Below are 16422 nucleotides of genomic sequence, written 5' to 3'. Positions count from 1 at the left end.
CAAAAAAGTGAACAATTTCCTAATCGGGATCAACACCAGTAGAGGATCTAGCAGTGTTGTCGCCAGGGCAGGGAGCGCTGTGGGAACCCAAACCACGTTTCCTTTCGGGGTCGAACCTCCAAAGATGTCATCGGTCATGGCCCGGCCTCCCCAAATTCAGTCTGACCATGGGCTTTGGATTTGGCCGTGGGTGTTTCGGACGCGAGGGCGTGCAGAGCTGTACTGGTACGTTTCCTCAAAGGTGAGGGTGCGGCGGTCGATCGTGGTGTGGTGCTCCACGTCGTGGTGCTGGTCCGGATGCAGCACCAACGGAGGCTTCTGGGCCGCGATGCCCGGAAGCCGCTGGCTGGTCGGGGCATGGCCCATGGCCACCTCATCGCCGTCGTTGTCGGAGAGATGGAAGTTGTTGGATTCCTTTTCCAGAAAGGTGATCCGGTCGCGGGAGGTCTTCACCGGCAGGGTCTGGCCGTCGGCGAAGCGCACCCGATCGTCCCCCCGCCCCACATCAACCCGGAAGTCGATCTGTCCGGTGGGATCGTCCCGGTGCCGGCAGATCATTGACTGGGGGCCCAGGGGATCCCAGCGGCTCAGGGCCAGGCCCAGCAGGCCACAGCCGGCGACGACTGCCAGGACCGAAGTGAGGTTGACTCGGCCCTTCCGTTCGGGGGTGTGCTGCATCACTGCGTCAAGGATGCAGTGGATGGACCGTACTCCTGGCAGCTCCGCGGCTGGCTGGACTTCTAGGCGGGCTGGAGCTCCCGGGTGGCTTCGCGCGATCCCTCGGGCGGTTCCGGGGGCAGCGCGGCGAGCTGGTCCTGGATCTCGCGGGTCACCACACCCCGGTATTCCTGGAAATGCTCGTTGTGGGCGAGGGTGACCAGGAACTGCTCCAGGTTGTTGGGGTTGCGGCGGGCGATGGTGAACAGGGAACGCCAGAAGCGACCGCGGGTGTCCCGCTTCAGGCCCTGACGCCAGATCACGATCAGCAGGGCACGGACATCGGTCCAGCTGGGCAGGCTGGCCTTGCCGAAGGCCGCCGCCGGCACGTACTGCTGCCAGCGGGGCTGACCCATCTTCAGGTAGTAGTGCGTGACCCGGTCGATGTAGGCGTTCGGCTCGTAGAGGCGGCAGAAGGCGTCGACGTACTCGTTGGCGATCTGGCGGATCGGCCGGGTGGGCACGAAGTTGAGCAGGTTGGTCTGGTTGACGCCCTTGGCGTCGGTCTTCTCCTGGACCAGTCGGCCTTCCTTCTCGAGGCGATGCCAGAGGCCGGTGTTGGGCAGGGCCTGCAGCATGCCCATCATCGCGGCGGGGATGCCGGTGCGGCTGACGAATTCGACGATGCGATCGCCGGCACCCTGCTTCTCGCCGTCGAAGCCGATGATGAAGCCGGCCATGACCCGGATGCCGTAGGAGGTGATCCGGTCCACCGATTCCTCCAGGGAGCTGCGGGTGTTCTGCAGCTTGCGGGCCGTTTCGAGACTGGCCTCGTCGGGGGTCTCGATGCCGAGGAAGACGCTGTCGAAGCGCGCCTCAGCCATCATCAGCATCATCTCCTCATCGGAGGCGAGGTCCACCGAGGCCTCGGTGGCGAAGCTGAAGGGGTAGCCGTGGGCGATCTGCCAGCGCTTGATCTCCGGCAGCAGCAACTTGGCGTTGCGCTTGTTGCCGATGAAGTTGTCGTCGACCAGGAAAATCGAGCGGCGCCAGCCGAGGTCGAAGAGGTACTGGAGCTCCGCCACCAGCTGCTCGGGGGTCTTGGTGCGGGGTTTACGCCCGTACAGGACGATGATGTCGCAGAACTCGCACTGGAACGGGCAGCCGCGCGAGAACTGCACCGACATCGAGTCGTAGGCCTCCAGCTCGAGCAGATCAAAGCGGGGGATGGGGGTGCCGGTGACGTCGGGCTTCTCCCCTTCGGCACTGAAACGACCCTGGCGTTCGCCGCGCTCGATCGCCTCGATGAACATCGGCAGGGTGATCTCCCCTTCATCAAGCACCTTGAAATCGGCCAGCTGCAGCTCAGGGGCGTCCGGGGTGGAGCTGGCGAAGGGGCCGCCCACCGCCACCGGCAGGCCCCGCTGCTTGGCCTTGGCGATCTGGGCGGCCATGTCGGCCTTCTGGACGATCATCCCGGAGATCACCACCAGCTCCGCCCAGTTCCACTCGGCTTCGGTCACCTCGCGGACGTTGCGGTCGACCAGCTTCATCTCCCAGGTCTGGGGCAGCAGGGCCGCGACGGTGACCATCCCGAGGGGCGGAAGGAGAACCTTGCGGTTGACCAGCTCGAGAATCTTTTCGTAGCTCCAGAACGTCTTCGGGAACTCGGGATAGATGAAGAGGGTGCGCATGCTGCTGGTGCTTGGTGGATAGTCCGTGGGCGATAGCGCGGCTGCGGCAGGGGCTCGGGCTGGTTCCGCTGCGCCGCAACCCTAGGCGGTTTCGGTAAATCTCCGATGGTTCTACCCCCTCCTCCCCTGGCCTGGGTCCGGAAGGGGGCGGATCCTCTGCTGTAATGATGGCCACTCCTTGCAGCAGCGTCCGTGGGTGTGGTGATCTATCTGGCGCTCGTCGGCGGCGGGCTGACCGCCGCGTTCCTGGCCACCGTCGTGCTCAAGGGCATCAGGCTGATCTGAGCCGCAGCGCTCCTTTCCGCCCCAGCTCCAGCACGCCCACCACCAGCCCCAGGCCGCCGAGCAGGGCGAAGGTGGCGGGCAGCCCCATGGTCATCGCCAGGCCGGCGGCCACCAGGCCGCTGATGCCACCGCCCCCCAGAAAGGCGATCTGCCCCAGGCCGGCCATACGGCCGCGCAGGGCCATTGGCGCCCCGACCTGGAGGATCAGGTTCGATCCAGCCAGCAGTCCGGCGGTGCCGGCGCCCAGCAGCAGCGCCATCGTCAGGGCGGCCGGCCCCCCGGACACCGACGCCATTCCCAGCTGGGCCACGGCCACGGCCACGGCACAGCCACCCAGCAGCAGCGCCGGCCGTTCACTGAGGGCGCGGCTGTTGCGCTGCAGCACCAGCCCGCCGACGATGCTGCCGGCCGCCAGCACGCTGGTGAACAGGCCGAGGGCCTGCGGCGACGGCCCGACCACCTCGGCGGCGATCAGGGGGGCCAGGCCTGGATGGAAGAAGCCCACCAGGCAGGCCACGGTGGTGAAGCGCAGCACGTGGCGCAGGGTCGGTCCGCAGCCCCGCCAGGCGGCCCCGAGGCTGGCGCCAGCTCCCCCGGCGCTGCGCTGCTCCAGCTCACGGTGGGGCCTCAGCAGCCAGATCACGGTGGCGATCGGCACCAGGTAGGAGGCCGCATCGATCGCCAGGGCCATGGCGGGCCCCGAGAGGGCCACCAGCCAGCCCCCCAGGGGAGGGCCCACCAGCTTGCCGACGTTGAACACCACCGAGAAGCTGGCCAGATAGGGGGCCACCTGCTCCGGCCGTTCCACCAGCAGCGAGCAGTACTTGCTGCGGGCCGTCAGCTCGAAGGAACTGGAGACGCCCACCACCAGGGTGCTCAGCAACAGCAGCACCACCTGGCCCACTCCCTGGAGCAGGGGAATGGCCAGGGCCCCCAGGGCCGCCCCGGCGAAGAGGCCCCACTGGGAGCGGATCAGCACCCGCTCGCAGCCCAGCCGATCGGTGAGCACCCCCGCCCGGCCGCTGACCACCAGGCTCGGCAGCGCCAGGGCGGCGAAGTGCAGGGCGAGCAGCAGCGGATTGCCGGTGCCGGCCATCAGGATCCAGCCCTTGGCCGTCAGCCCGGCGAAGGAACCGGTGGTGCTGAGGCCGGAGGCGAGCAGGAACAGGGGGCGCTGGTGCCGCTGCAGCCAGCCGCTTCCGTCGCCGGGACTCAAGCCCGGCCCCGCGTCGCCGCCAGGGCGTCGCTCACCATGGCGCCGGCCCCCACCACCTCGCCGCGCAGGTCATAGGTGTCGGCGGCCGTGATCCGCACCGGCACCATCGTGCCCGGAGCGGCGCACAGGCCCCCCTCGCCGGGGCTCACGTGCACCTCCCCGTCCACGTCGGGGGCGAAGCGTGCGCAGCGGCCCAGCATCGCGCCGCTGGTGGGGTTGTCCTGCTCGATCAGCACGTCCACGATCCGGCCCACCCAGGTGCCGTTGCGCTCGGCGGCGATCGGCTGCTGCAGGGCCATCAGCCGGTCCCGCCGCTCGCTGGCGATCTCGGCGGGCACGGGATCCGGCAGGTCGGCGGCGGCGGTGCCGTCCTCCGGCGAGAAGGTGAACACCCCAACATGGTCGAAGCGCTGCTCGGCCACGAACGCCAGCAGATGCTCGAAGTGCTCCTCGGTCTCCCCGGGAAAGCCGACGATGAAGGTGGTGCGCAGCACGGCGTCGGGCAGCTGGTCGCGGATGCGCTGCAGCAGGGCGCCGTTGACCCCGGTCTGCCAGGGACGGTTCATGGCCCGCAGCACCTCCGGGTGGCTGTGCTGCAGGGGGAGATCCAGGTAGGGCAGCACGTTGGGGACGTCCCGGTAGGCGGCCAGGACGGTCTCGGTCAGACCGGTGGGGTAGGCGTAGTGGACCCGGATCCAGGGGATCTCCACCTCCCCCAGGGCCCGCAGCAGGTCGTTGAGGCGGGGCCTGCCGTAGAGATCCAGCCCGTAGTTGGTGGTGATCTGGCTGATCAGGATCAGCTCCTTCACCCCCTGCTCCGCCAGCTGGCGGGCCTCCGCCACGATCGATTCGATCGGGCGGGAGCGCTGGTCGCCCCGCAGCCGGGGAATGATGCAGAAGGCGCAGCGGTAGTCGCAGCCTTCGGCCACCTTCAGATAGGCCACCGCCTCGGAGGTGGTGCGGTACCGGGGCAGGTGCTCGTCGCCAACGAAAGTGGGCACCGGACTCACCCGGTTGACCCGCTCGCCGGCCTCCACCCGCTCCAGCACCTCGACGATGTGCTGGTAGTCGCCGGTGCCGACGATGGCCCGGGCCTCCGGCAGCGAATCGAGAAGCTCCTGCTGGAAATGCTGGGCCAGGCAGCCGGCGATGATCAGTTCCTTGCCCTGTTCCGCCAGTTCCACCAGGGTGCGGACCGATTCGGCGCGGGCGTCCTGGATGAAGCTGCAGGTGTTGACCACCACCACCCGGGCGTCGCTCTCATCGGCGCTCACCCCGTAGCCCGCCTCGGCCAGCAGGCCGAGCATGTGCTCGGTGTCCACCCGGTTCTTCTCGCAACCCAGATGGGTGAAGGCCACGGTGGGCCGTTCTCGGCCGGGCTGGGGGGGCATGGTGCTGTGGGCGGAAGGGGGGACGGGCCTGCGGCCCGCTGGGGACGGGCGGCCAACGCCGATCTCCACCCTATGCAAGCCCCCGCGGCTGCGAGAATCGCGGTGTGATTCGTCGGTCCCCGTGACTTCCACTCGCCTCGCCAGTCGCCTCACGAGCCGCCGCCGTCCCGAGCCGGGTCGCCGCTGGGCGCGGGTGGTGATGGCCGTTCTGGCCACCATCGGCGTGATCGATACCGCCTCGATCACCCTCAACCGCTGGGGTGTGATCGGCAACCTCAGCTGCCCCGGCGGTGCCGAGGGCTGCGACAAGGTCCTCAACAGCCCCTGGGGGACGGTCTTCGGCCAGCCCCTGTCCCTGTTCGGCTTCCTGGCCTACGGAGCGGTGCTGGTGATGGCGGTGCTGCCGCTGCTGCTCAAGGGCGAGGCCCGCACGTCCGTGAACGGTCTCAGCTGGTGGGGCCTGTTCCTGTTCAGCGCCGGCATGGCGATCTTCAGCCTCGTCCTGGTGGGGGTGATGGCCTTCCAGATCAAGGCCTTCTGCACCTTCTGTCTGATGTCGGCCGCGATCAGCCTGACGCTGTTCGTGCTCAGTCTGATCGGTGGGGAATGGGAGGACACCGGTGCCCTGCTGTTCCGCGGTGTGCTCACGGTGCTGGCCGTCGGCCTGATCGGCCTCGGCTGGGCCACCTCCCTCAACCGGCCCGAGTCGGCCACCGGCCCGGGGATGGCGATTCCGGTCACCACCGCCAGCACCCCGGCCACGATCGCCCTCGCTGACCACCTCACCGCCACCGGCGCGGTGATGTACTCGGCCTACTGGTGCCCCCACTGCCACGACCAGAAGCAGCTCTTCGGCAAGGAGGCCAGCGCCAAACTCAAGATCATCGAATGCGCCCCCGACGGTCAGAACAATCAGGCTGCCCTCTGCGCCAGCAAGAACATCCAGGGATTCCCCACCTGGGAGATCAAGGGCCAGCTCGATTCCGGCCAGAAGACCCTCGCCCAGCTGGCCGCCTTGAGCGGCTACAAGGGCGCGATCGCCAACTGAGCCGCCCTCAGTCCCGAGCCTGTCCCTTCACGCCTGCCCCACCGGGGTGGTGAAGGGTGAGCGCCCCCGCAGCTGCACCGTGTGGTGCCGCCAGAACGGCTGGGGCGCCGGGGCATCGGTACGGTGATGGCCGCCGCGGCTCTCGGTCCGGAAGGCGGCGGCCTCCATCAGCAGCTCCGCCAGCACCAGCCGCTGGCGCAGATCCTGCAGCAGCAGCAGACGGCGGCTCTGGTCCGGCGTCAGGGCCAGTTCCTGGTGGTGGGGCAGATCGTGGGCCCGGCGCAGCAGGGGGGAGCGTTCATGGCCCGAGCGCTCGCTGCGCACCCGCCGCAGAGCGCCGATGAGATCGACGCCCCGGCGCTCCACGCCGGCCACCTGCCAGCAGAGGCGGCGCAGGTCGGCGATCGCCGCGATCAGGGTGGCCTCATCGGGGCCCGTGCCCGCTTCGGCCGCGCTCAGGGCCGCGGCCTCACAGGGGGCACCGAGGGGCTCCGTCGGCAGCGGGCTGGGCCGCAGATGGCGCAGGCGGCGGGCGAAGACCAGACATTCCATCAGGGAGTTGCTGGCCAGCCGGTTGGCCCCGTGCACCCCGGTGCTGGCCACTTCCCCCACCGCGTACAGGCCCCCCAGGCTGGTGGCGGCCTCCAGATCGGTGCCGATGCCGCCCATCCAGTAGTGGGCGGCCGGGGCCACCGGAATCGGGGCGTCGCCGGGGGCCAGCCCCAGCTCCCGGCAGCGGCGCAGGATGGTGGGGAACTGGCGTTCCAGCTTTTCGCGACCCACCGGCCGCAGGTCGAGCCACAGGTGGGTGACCCCCTGCTCGGCCATGCAGCGGGCCAGGGCACGGCTCACCTGGTCCCGCGGCGCCAGATCGCCCCCCTCCAGCCGGGCCACCGGCGAGCGACCGGCGTCGTCGAAGAGCCGGGCCCCCTCCCCCCGCACCGCCTCGCTGATCAGGAAGTGGGGGGCGTCCGGCAGCATCAGCGCCGTGGGATGAAACTGCACGAATTCAAGGTCCCGCACCCGGGCGCCGGCGCTCCAGGCCATGGCGACGCCGTCGCCGCTGGCCTGGGCCGGGTTGGTGGTGTGGGCGAACAGATGGCCGCCGCCGCCGCTGGCCAGCACCACCGCACCGGCCCGCAGCCAGCGCAGCCGGTGGCCTTCCAGCACCTGCAGCCCGAGGCACTGGCCGTTCTCCACCCACAGCTGCAGGGCGGGGATGCCCTTGCGCTGCACCAGGCCGGGCCGGCGCCGCACCTCCCGCTCCAGGGCATCCACCAGGGCCCCCCCGGTACGGTCCTGGGCGTGGAGCACGCGGCGGTGGCTGTGGGCCGCTTCCAGGGTGGTGCTCAGGCCCTGGGGCGTGCGATCGAAGTCCATGCCCAGCTGCACGAGCCGCTCGACGCAGGCCGGCGCCTCCCGCACCAGCACCTCGACCGCGGCCGGATCGCAGAGCCCGGCGCCGGCCTTGAGGGTGTCGGTGATGTGGCTGGAGAAGCTGTCGTCGGCTCCGGTCACCGCGGCGATGCCCCCCTGGGCCCAGCGGCTGGCCGACGGGGGGGAGCTGGACTTGCTCAGCAGCAGCACGCGCAGCTGGGGGGGCAGCTCCAGGCAGGTCATCAGACCCGCGGCACCACTGCCGACCACCACCACGTCCCAGTGGGGTGCCATGCGCGGATCCGGCTCATCCAAGCGGCTGGTTCACCCCGTCGCACCGTGCCTTCTGCAGCCGAGCCTATGGGACGGCCCGCGGCGGCCCTGCGGCCACAAAAAAACCGCCGGGGTGACGGCGGTTGGTGACGACGGTTCCTGAGGGGGCTGGAAAGGCCTCCGGCCGGAGGATCAGCGGTAGACGCCGTCGTTGATGCGATCGAAGCCTTCGTTGAGGGCGATCGCCGGCGGGGTCACGGTGAAGTTGTCCTTGTACTTGTTGAACAGCTCCCGCTGGCGGTCGGTCAGGTCCAGCTCCAGGACGTCGTCGACGCTGTCATAGGGGCCACCGAGGACGATCTTGCCGGCCAGGGTCGGGTACATGCCGGGGTACTGCTGGAACCGGCGCACCGAAGCGTTGTTGAGATCCACCTTGCCGACGCTCTCGGCGAGCTTGTCGTCGATCTCGTTGCGACGTTCCGCGGCGAAGGCGGCACCGGGCAGAAGCAGGGTCACGAGCAGACCGGCCAGGACCACACCACTCATCAACCAGGCAAGCAGCCGCTTCATCACGACACTCCTTAGGGGGATAGAACCAGGGGACCCTGGCAGGGCCAGGGGGGTGATCTGCAGATCACCCCAGCAACGTTACAGAAGGCCCCGGGGTCTCCCTGCGCCGGCGGGCGCGCTTTTGCAGTTCTTCAGATCAGGCCGCTCAGGCGCGGGGCCAGCAGGGCCGCCCCGAGGAAGAGGGCGTCAACGGCCAGGGTGGTGCCCACGGCCGCGGCCGCCACCCTCCAGGACCCACCCAGCGACCAGAGGCGGCGGCAGAGGACCACCAGCAGGCCCGCCGCCAGGCCGATCAGGGCCAGGGGCCAGGGCTGCAGCACCTGCAGGGCGGCGTCCTGGAGCAGCAGGGGGGCCTCGGTCAGGGGGGCGTTGAGCACCCGGGGCCAGAGGTCCATGAGGCCGGCGGCCGCCATCACGCCATCGGTGCTGGCGGTGCCGAGCAGGGAGGCCAGATAGAAGGCGCCCGCCAGGCGCCAGCGGCCGCCGAGGCCCGCCACCGCCAGGGGCAGGGCGAAGGCCTCGATCGGCAGATGCATCACCGGATGGAGCCGGAACCAACCCCAGAAGAGGCAGCCGCCCAGCCAGCTGCCGCAGAAGCCCACCAGCAGGACGCCCAGCTGCGGCCACGACCCCTGGCCCCGGCGTTCCAGCAGCAGGGCGAAGGCCATCAGGGGGATGGTGAACAGGGTCGCCGCCACAGGTGCGGCGCGCACCCAGGGGGCCTGCAGGAACACGGGCACGGCGACCAGCAGGGCGGCCGCCAGCGGCAGCACCCAGGCGGCCGAAAGCGTGCCGAGCCGCAGGACCGGAAGGGCCTCGGAACGGACGGAAAGGGTGGGCGGAACCCCGAGCACCTGGTTGTGAAGAAAGTTGTGCAACCTTAAGGGGGTGGAGGGGTGCTTCCGTGACCCGTCCCGCCATAGGGTCAGCCGCAGTATCGGCTTCCCCCATGCCGCTGGTCGCCACGGCCGCCGCCCTGCCCCTGGCCGAGGCCTGCTGGCACGCCTTTGTTCTGGGGGTCGTGCAGGGACTGACGGAGTTCCTGCCGATCAGCAGCACGGCCCACCTCAAGGTGGTCCCGGTGTTGCTGGGATGGGGTGATCCCGGGGTGGCCTTCACCGCCGTGATCCAGCTCGGCAGCATCGCTGCGGTGCTCGGCTATTTCCGCAAGGATCTGGCCGAGGTGGGTGCGGGGGTGGCCCGGGCCTTCCGCCATGGCCAGTGGAACGACCCGCCGGCCCGGCTGGGGGTGGCCATCGTGCTGGGCACGGTGCCGATCCTGCTGGCGGGCCTGGGGATCAAGGTGCTGCTTCCCGGTTACGAGACCTCCCCCCTGCGCAGCCTGACCTCGATCGCCATCGTCTCGATCGTGATGGCCCTGCTGCTGGCCATGGCCGAGCTGGTGGGCCGCCGCCGCCGCCTGCTGGAGGCCGTCACCCCCCGCGACGGGCTGCTGGTGGGGCTGGCCCAGGCCCTGGCCCTGATCCCCGGAGTGTCCCGCTCGGGCAGCACCCTGACGGCCTCGCTCTTCGATGGCTGGCAGCGTTCCGACGCCGCCCGCTTCTCCTTCCTGCTGGGCATTCCCGCCATCACCCTGGCCGGACTTGTCGAGCTCCGGGCGGCCTTCGGCTCGGTCGAGACCGGTGGCGTGATTCCGATGCTGGTGGGTATCGCGGCGGCGGCGGTGGTCTCCTGGCTGGCGATCGCCTGGCTGCTGCGCTTCCTGCAGCAGAACAGCACCTGGATCTTCGTCGGCTACCGGCTGCTGTTCGGCCTGGTGATCCTGCTGGGCTTCAGGGGGCTGGAGGCTGCCACCCCCTGAAGGGGCGGGACCGCCACACTGGAGCCAACGTCCCCTCGCCCCGCCGTCACCACCCGTGTGGAAGGAGCCCTCCGCAGCCCTCGCCGGGCCCACCGCCCTCGCCGGGCCCGTCACCCAGCCCCGGCCCGCCCTTGTGGCCACGGTGGAGCCGGGTTCGATCGCCGAGGAGCTCGGGTTCCAGCCGGGTGACCGCCTGCGCAGCATCAACGGCATCCGCCCGCGGGATCTGATCGACGTCCAGGTGCTGCAGGGGGAGGAGGAGCTGGTGCTCGAGGTGGAAGACCCCGACGGCACCCTCCACGTGGTGGAGCTGGAGAAGGACCTGGACGAGGGGCTGGGGCTGGGCTTCAGCGAGGCCCTGTTCGACGGTCTGCGCCAGTGCAACAACCACTGCCCCTTCTGCTTCATCGATCAGCAGCCGCCGGGACGCCGCGACAGCCTTTACCTCAAGGACGACGACTACCGGCTCAGCTTTCTCTACGGCTCCTATCTCACCCTCACCAACCTGACGGCGGCCGACTGGAGCCGGATCGAGGAGCAGCGCCTCTCGCCCCTGTTCGTGTCGGTCCATGCCACCGATCCGGAGCTGCGCAGCCGCCTGCTGGTCAACCCACGGGCCGCCCTGCTGCTCGAGCAGCTGGCCTGGTTCGCCGAGCGGCGCCTCCAGATCCACGCCCAGGTGGTGGTCTGCCCGGGGCTCAACGACGGTGAGGCCCTGGAGCGCACCCTCACCGACCTGGCGCGGTTCGCCGGCGGACCCTGGCCCGCCGTCCTCTCCACCGCCGTGGTGCCGGTGGGTCTGACGCGCTTCCGCCCGGCCGGCGATGCCCTCCGGCCGGTCGATCGCGAGGTGGCCCTCGAGGTGATCGCCCGGGTGGAGCGCCTTCAGCCCGCCTTCCAGGTCCGCACCGGCAGCCGTTTCGCCTGGCTGTCCGATGAGTGGTTCCTGATCGCCGGCCGGCCCCTGCCGCCGCGGGCCAGCTACGAGGATCTGCCCCAGCAGGAGAACGGTGTCGGCAGCATCCGCGCCTTTCTGGAGGACCTGGAAGGCGCCACCCGGGAGCTTCCCGCCGGCATCGCCGCCCCGCGCCGCTGCAGCTGGGTGGTGGGCCGCCTCGTGGCCGAGGCCCTGCAGCCGGTGGTGGAGCGGCTCAACCGGGTCGAGGGGCTGGAGTTGGTCCTCCATGGACTGCCCAGCCCCTACTGGGGCCAGGAGCAGGTGGTCACCGGGCTGCTCACGGGTTCCGACCTGATCGAGGGCCTCCGCGGCCGCGACCTGGGGCAGGAACTGCTGCTGCCGCGGGTGATGCTGCGGGAGGGGGAGGAGGTGTTTCTCGACGACACCACCCTCGCCGATCTGCGCCGACAACTGCCTGTGCCGGTCCGATTGCTGGGGGGTGCGGACGATCTGGTGGCCGCCTGCCTCGGCACCCCACGGGGAGGTGCTTAAGCTCTGGCTGAAGCGAACGGTCCAACGTGAGGCGCCAACCACTCCTGCTTGCGGCACTGGTGGTGCTCCCGTCGTTCGGCCTCCAGGCGCTGCCGGCGCGGTCCCAGTCCGAGCCAACCCCTGCCACTGCCGCTCCTGCGGCCCCCCAGGCCCTGCCACTGGCCCCTGAAGTCAAGGGTCCCAGGCCCAAGTCCAACCCCGCGGTGCTGGCGCCCGCTGCCAAGGAGCTGCCCCCGGCTCTCCAGGACCTGGTGGCCCCCAACCCCCTGGCCCTGCCGGTCAAGCCCTCCCAGGTGCGTATCCGGGAGCTCCGCCCCCTGGGGCTGGCCGATGTGGAAACCCTGGTCGAGGTCAACAACCCTGAGCTCAAGGCGATCGCCAGCCAGGTGGAGCAGGCCCAGTCGGCCCTGCGGGCCCAGATCGCCCTCTGGTACCCCACGATCCAGCTCAACGCCAACAGCCTGCCCACCTACACCGGCGGCCAGCAGTTCAGCAGCGCCTTCACCGGCACCGGTCAGCAGCCCGGCAACACGATCACCAGCATCTGGCGGATGTCGGCCGTGCTCCAGGCGAGCTGGGGCCTGATCAACCCGACGCGCACCCCGCAGATCGCCGCCGCCCGTGACCGCTTCGAGCAGGCCAAGAACCAGTACCTGATCGGCCTGCGGGCGCGTCGTCTGGAGGCGGCCGAGGCCTTTTTTGATCTGCAGGTCTCCGATGAGACGGTCCGCATCGGCCAGGAGTCGGTGCGCTCGTCGCTGGTGAGCCTCCGGGACGCCAAGGCCCGCTTCCAGGCCGGTGTGGCCACCAAGCTGGAGGTGCTGGAGGCCGAAACCCAGCTGGCCCGCGACCAGCAGGTGCTCACCCAGGGTCTGTCCGACCAGGCGATCGCCCGCCGTGCCCTGGCCGCCCTGCTCGACCTGCCCCAGGACGTCACCCCCACCTCGAAGGAACCGTCGCGGGTGGTGGGTTCCTGGCTGCCGTCGCTGCAGGAAAGCATCATCGCCGCCTACGCCTTCCGCGAGGAGCTCGACAACGTCCTGCTCAACATCTCGATCGCCAACAGCGAGGCGAACGCGGCCCTGGGCGCGGCCCAGCCGTTCCTGAACATCGCCTACAGCCTCACCGGCGGCCGCACCCGGGGGGTTCAGTTCGCCAACCGCAGCACCCCCGGCGTCAACTTCGGCAACGAGGGCTGGTCGGTGGAGAACACGGTGGGTCTCAACCTCAGCTGGACGATCTTCGACGGCGGCGCCGCCCGGGCCAACTACCGCCGTCAGAAACAGGTGGCCCAGCAGAACAGCTTCGAGTTCGCCCAGCAGCGCGATGCGATCCGCCAGCAGGTGGAAACGAACTTCTACGAGCTGGAGAAGAACAACCGCAATATCACCACCACCTCCCGCGAGGTGATCTCCACCAGGGAATCGCTGCGGCTGGCCCGGCTGCGCTTCCAGGCCGGCGTCACCACCCAGCGGGAGGTGGTCGACACCCAGCGCGACCTCACCCAGGCGGAAGTGCGCTGGTCGACGGCCATCTCCGATTACAACAAGGCCCTGGCCCGCCTGCGGCGCTTCACCGGCCTCGACCAGGTCGGCCTCTGCCAGCGCCAGGCTCTGCCGGCCACCAGCCCGCGGGCGGCCGGCACCTCCGAGATCCCCGTGGAGCCCCAGCCCCTGATCCCGGCCTGCCGGGCGGGCAGCCCCGCCGGGTCCCAGCCGATGCCGCCGGGGTCCTGACGCCCGTTGTCATCACCCCTCCGCCCCGGCCTGACCCTTCCCGCCACGGTGCGCCTGGGTCTTTTCCAGGGTTGCCTGGGCTGCCTGGCCGTGATCTTCTCGGGGCTGCTCAACCGGATCATGCTCAGTGAACTGGGCTTCCCCGGACTGCTGGTGGGTGGCGCCCTGGCCTTCGAGCAGTTCGTGGCCCCTTCCCGGGTGCTGTTCGGCCAGATCTCCGATGCCCACCCCCTGGCCTCCCGCCACCGGGTCCCCTACGTCCTGCTCGGCACGGCGGCCTTCTGTCTGCTGGCCGTGCTGTCGGTGCCGGTGATCTTCCGGGTGGGGCGCCTGCTGGAGGACGGCGTCCAGCCCGGCCTCGCCTTCGGCATCGCGGCCCTCTGCGGTCTGTTCGCCCTCTACGGCCTGGCCATTTCCCTGGCCACCACCCCCTACCTCGCCCTGGTGATCGACCGCACCAGCGAACAGGAGCGGCCCCGGGCGGTGGGCATCATCTGGTGCATGCTCACGGTGGGCATCGTCATCGGCGCGGTGTCCATCGGTGTGAGCCTGCGCTCCCTGGATGGGGTCAGCGATCCGGTGGTGCTGGAGGCGACGCTCTCCCGCTTCATGGCCTCGGTGGCCGGTGTCGTGATGCTGCTCACGGTGGTCGCCACCTGGGGGATGGAGTCCCCCCTGCGGGAGCGCAGCGACGGGACGCTGGTGCCGCGGGAGGATGCCATCGGCCTGCGCCAGTCCTGGGGCCTGATCACCTCCAGCCGTCAGGTGCTGATCTTCTTCTCCTTCCTGATCCTGTTCACCCTGGCCCTGTTCCTGCAGGATCCGGTGCTCGAGAGCTACGGCGCCCAGGTGTTCGCCATGCCGATCGCCGCCACCGCCCAGCTCAACGCCTTCTGGGGCGTCGGCACCCTCGTCGGCCTGCTGGTCGCGGGGCTCTGGGTGGTGCCCCGGCTCGGGAAGATGGCCACCGCCCGCCTCGGCTGCCAGCTGATCGCCCTGTCCCTGCTGCTGCTGCTCGTCGCGGGCCTGACGGCCCGGATCCCCTTCCTGCAGGCCGTGATGGTGCTGTTCGGACTGGCGGCCGGCATCGGCACCAACAGCGCCCTCTGCCTGATGCTCGACCTCACCCTCCCCCAGGCCGCCGGCACCTTCGTCGGTGTCTGGGGCCTGGCCCAGGCCCTGTCCCGGGCGATCGGCAAGCTCCTGGGCGGCGGCCTGTACGACATCGGCCGGGCCCTGCCACTGGGGGATGGTCCCTACGGACCCTTCGCCCTGGTGCTGGGCGTCGAGTTGCTGGTGGCCCTGGCGGCCCTGCTGCTGCTGGGGTATGTCAACGTGCGCCAGTTCCGGGAGGACACCTCCCGCAGCCTCAGCCAGGTGATGGAGATGGAAATGGGATGAAGGTCCTCACCCCGCACCCCCTCGATTCCCGTCTGGAGTCCCTGCTCGACCGGGTCGCCGAGCGCCAGCGGGCCGACTTCGGCCACAGCCAGCCGGATCTCAAGGCGGATGGCTCCTTCATCACGGCCTGTGATCGCTGGAGCGACGCCACCCTCGTGGAGGGACTGGCCGAGCTGTTCCCCGGGGAGGGGGTCCTGAGCGAGGAGGGCCGCCAGCAGGTTCCCGCCACGCCGGCCTACTGGGTGGTGGATCCCCTCGATGGCACCACCAATTTCGCAGCCGGCATCCCCTACTGGGCGATCTCGATGGCGCGCTTCGAGGCCGGTGTGCCGGTCCTGGCGATCCTCGATGTGCCGCCGCTGCGGCAACGGATCGTGGCCATTCGGGGGGAAGGGGCCTGGCGCAACGGCAAGCCCATCCCACCACCCGCCCTGCAGCTCCACAACGCCGGCTGCGCCTCGCTCTGCAGCCGCTCGATCCGGGTGCTGCAGAAGCTGCCCCACCGTCCGTTCCCCGGCAAGATCCGGCTGCTGGGGGTCGCCAGTCTCAATCTGGTGTCGGTGGCCATGGGGCAGACCATGGCGGCATTGGAAGCCACTCCGAAGATCTGGGACCTGGCGGCAGCCTGGCTGGTGCTCGAGGAACTGGGCTGTCCGCTGCGCTGGCTGGGGGCGAGCCCCCGGGGGCTGCAGCCCGGCCAGGACCTGGCCCAGACGGATTTCCCGGTGCTCGTGGCCAACCGCCAGGAGACGCTGGAGCGGTTCATGCCGTGGGCGGAAGCCCTGGAGACCGAGCATCCCGCGAAGCACGTGATATGATTTTGGACTGCGCCCCAGAGAGCGAGAGCTCGAGCGGGGAGCAGGCTTACGGGATCGAGAGGCGCGAGCCGACGGTGTTGTAAGTTTTCTGAGTCGCCGGGAGGCGACGCGCCGCGAGAGCCCCGGAAGGGGTGGAGCGGTCGAACCTGGACAACCAAAAAAGTTTAGGAACTGACGCTTCCACTGCGTCGGTTGCTGCGGAAGGGGAGTATCAGTTGCGCGAGAGTGTAGGTGGTTGCCCTGGAAGCGCCTGTGTCCTTCGCTACTGCGGAGGGGAGCCGTCCTGGAAGGGATGGGCAGAGCGGGATTCTCTGAGAGGGGGAGCGACTGACGAAGAGCGGTGGAGGTGTGAGGTCCCGTCAAAAGAAAGAAGCGACGGGTTGAAGCGATCAAGAAGCCGAGGAGCGTTCTCACGATGCCCCGAGGTTTGGAGCGGCGCCATTGGATGGGAGTGATCCCGTGTTTGGTGGAAGGCCCTTTGGTTGGTCAACCGGTTGCGAACCGGATCTGAGATTCGGGAAAGTCACGTGTCGTGTCCTGGTGCTGCCCGCAAGGGGAGCGAGGTTCTCTGAAAGGGGAGCCAACCGGAAAGCGATGGGTGCACTCTTTGAACCCAACGCGAGAGCGTTGGTGGCCCAGACATTGTCGTAGACGCCAGTCTGCGGGGATGGGGAAGGCAAATCC

General features: G+C 69.7%; 14 protein-coding genes. 7 read left to right on the top strand and 7 right to left on the bottom strand.

Translation table 11 applies throughout. The features are described from left to right. Window positions 1–156: 156 nt before the first annotated feature. Both VB737_RS10230 and VB737_RS10225 read right to left on the bottom strand, forming a co-directional pair. Entirely contained in the window at window positions 157–678 is a 522-nt protein-coding gene (locus tag VB737_RS10230) for a hypothetical protein (RefSeq protein WP_500312722.1), read from the bottom strand. Between the two features lie 62 nt (window positions 679–740). After that, window positions 741–2351: a B12-binding domain-containing radical SAM protein gene (locus VB737_RS10225; RefSeq protein ID WP_500312720.1), complete on the bottom strand. Its 1611-nt coding sequence runs from the start codon at window positions 2349–2351 to the stop codon at window positions 741–743. 192 nt (window positions 2352–2543) lie between these two features. Between VB737_RS10225 and VB737_RS10220 the strand changes: the two genes are divergently transcribed. Beyond that, window positions 2544–2636, top strand: coding sequence for a cytochrome b6-f complex subunit 6 (locus VB737_RS10220; protein ID WP_143594184.1), 93 nt, complete (start codon window positions 2544–2546; stop codon window positions 2634–2636). Here VB737_RS10220 and VB737_RS10215 read toward each other — a convergent pair. Together VB737_RS10215 and rimO are read right to left on the bottom strand one after the other, a co-directional pair. After that, window positions 2623–3852, bottom strand: a complete 1230-nt coding sequence (locus VB737_RS10215; RefSeq protein ID WP_500312718.1) for an MFS transporter — start codon at window positions 3850–3852, stop codon at window positions 2623–2625. The genes VB737_RS10220 and VB737_RS10215 overlap by 14 nt on opposite strands. Next, window positions 3849–5243: a 30S ribosomal protein S12 methylthiotransferase RimO gene (gene rimO / locus VB737_RS10210; protein ID WP_500312716.1), complete on the bottom strand. Its 1395-nt coding sequence runs from the start codon at window positions 5241–5243 to the stop codon at window positions 3849–3851. The genes VB737_RS10215 and rimO overlap by 4 nt, the downstream gene beginning before the upstream one ends. 121 nt (window positions 5244–5364) lie before the next feature. Between rimO and VB737_RS10205 the strand changes: the two genes are divergently transcribed. Then, window positions 5365–6291, top strand: coding sequence for a vitamin K epoxide reductase family protein (locus VB737_RS10205; RefSeq protein ID WP_500312714.1), 927 nt, complete (start codon window positions 5365–5367; stop codon window positions 6289–6291). A gap of 27 nt (window positions 6292–6318) precedes the next feature. On the opposite strand, the gene nadB is transcribed toward VB737_RS10205, so the two are convergent. The 3 genes from nadB to VB737_RS10190 form a co-directional block, all read right to left on the bottom strand. Continuing rightward, entirely contained in the window at window positions 6319–7962 is a 1644-nt protein-coding gene (nadB, locus tag VB737_RS10200) for an L-aspartate oxidase (protein WP_500312712.1), read from the bottom strand. A 171-nt stretch (window positions 7963–8133) separates the two neighbouring features. After that, window positions 8134–8511, bottom strand: coding sequence for a photosystem II complex extrinsic protein PsbU (gene psbU / locus VB737_RS10195; protein ID WP_500312711.1), 378 nt, complete (start codon window positions 8509–8511; stop codon window positions 8134–8136). 131 nt (window positions 8512–8642) lie between these two features. Continuing rightward, window positions 8643–9365: a DUF3120 domain-containing protein gene (locus VB737_RS10190; protein ID WP_500312709.1), complete on the bottom strand. Its 723-nt coding sequence runs from the start codon at window positions 9363–9365 to the stop codon at window positions 8643–8645. Window positions 9366–9460: 95 nt separating this feature from the next. Between VB737_RS10190 and VB737_RS10185 the strand changes: the two genes are divergently transcribed. From VB737_RS10185 to VB737_RS10165, 5 genes are read left to right on the top strand one after another with little or no spacing between them, the layout of a single operon-like run. Further along, entirely contained in the window at window positions 9461–10333 is an 873-nt protein-coding gene (locus VB737_RS10185; protein ID WP_500312707.1) for an undecaprenyl-diphosphate phosphatase, read from the top strand. A gap of 55 nt (window positions 10334–10388) precedes the next feature. Further along, window positions 10389–11783 (top strand): TIGR03279 family radical SAM protein, encoded by a 1395-nt coding sequence (locus VB737_RS10180; RefSeq protein WP_500312706.1) that lies wholly within the window; start codon window positions 10389–10391, stop codon window positions 11781–11783. Between the two features lie 59 nt (window positions 11784–11842). Then, window positions 11843–13519: a TolC family protein gene (locus VB737_RS10175; protein ID WP_500312704.1), complete on the top strand. Its 1677-nt coding sequence runs from the start codon at window positions 11843–11845 to the stop codon at window positions 13517–13519. Window positions 13520–13525: 6 nt separating this feature from the next. Continuing rightward, window positions 13526–14920, top strand: coding sequence for a BCD family MFS transporter (locus VB737_RS10170; RefSeq protein WP_500312702.1), 1395 nt, complete (start codon window positions 13526–13528; stop codon window positions 14918–14920). Next, window positions 14917–15738 (top strand): inositol monophosphatase family protein, encoded by an 822-nt coding sequence (locus VB737_RS10165; RefSeq protein WP_500312701.1) that lies wholly within the window; start codon window positions 14917–14919, stop codon window positions 15736–15738. The genes VB737_RS10170 and VB737_RS10165 overlap by 4 nt, the downstream gene beginning before the upstream one ends. Window positions 15739–16422: the final 684 nt, after the last annotated feature.

It is taken from the genome of Synechococcus sp. BA-120 BA3 (genome assembly GCF_034931285.1).
In the GTDB taxonomy this organism is placed as follows: Bacteria; Cyanobacteriota; Cyanobacteriia; order PCC-6307; family Cyanobiaceae; genus Cyanobium.
This window is presented reverse-complemented; position numbering and strand designations above follow the sequence as displayed.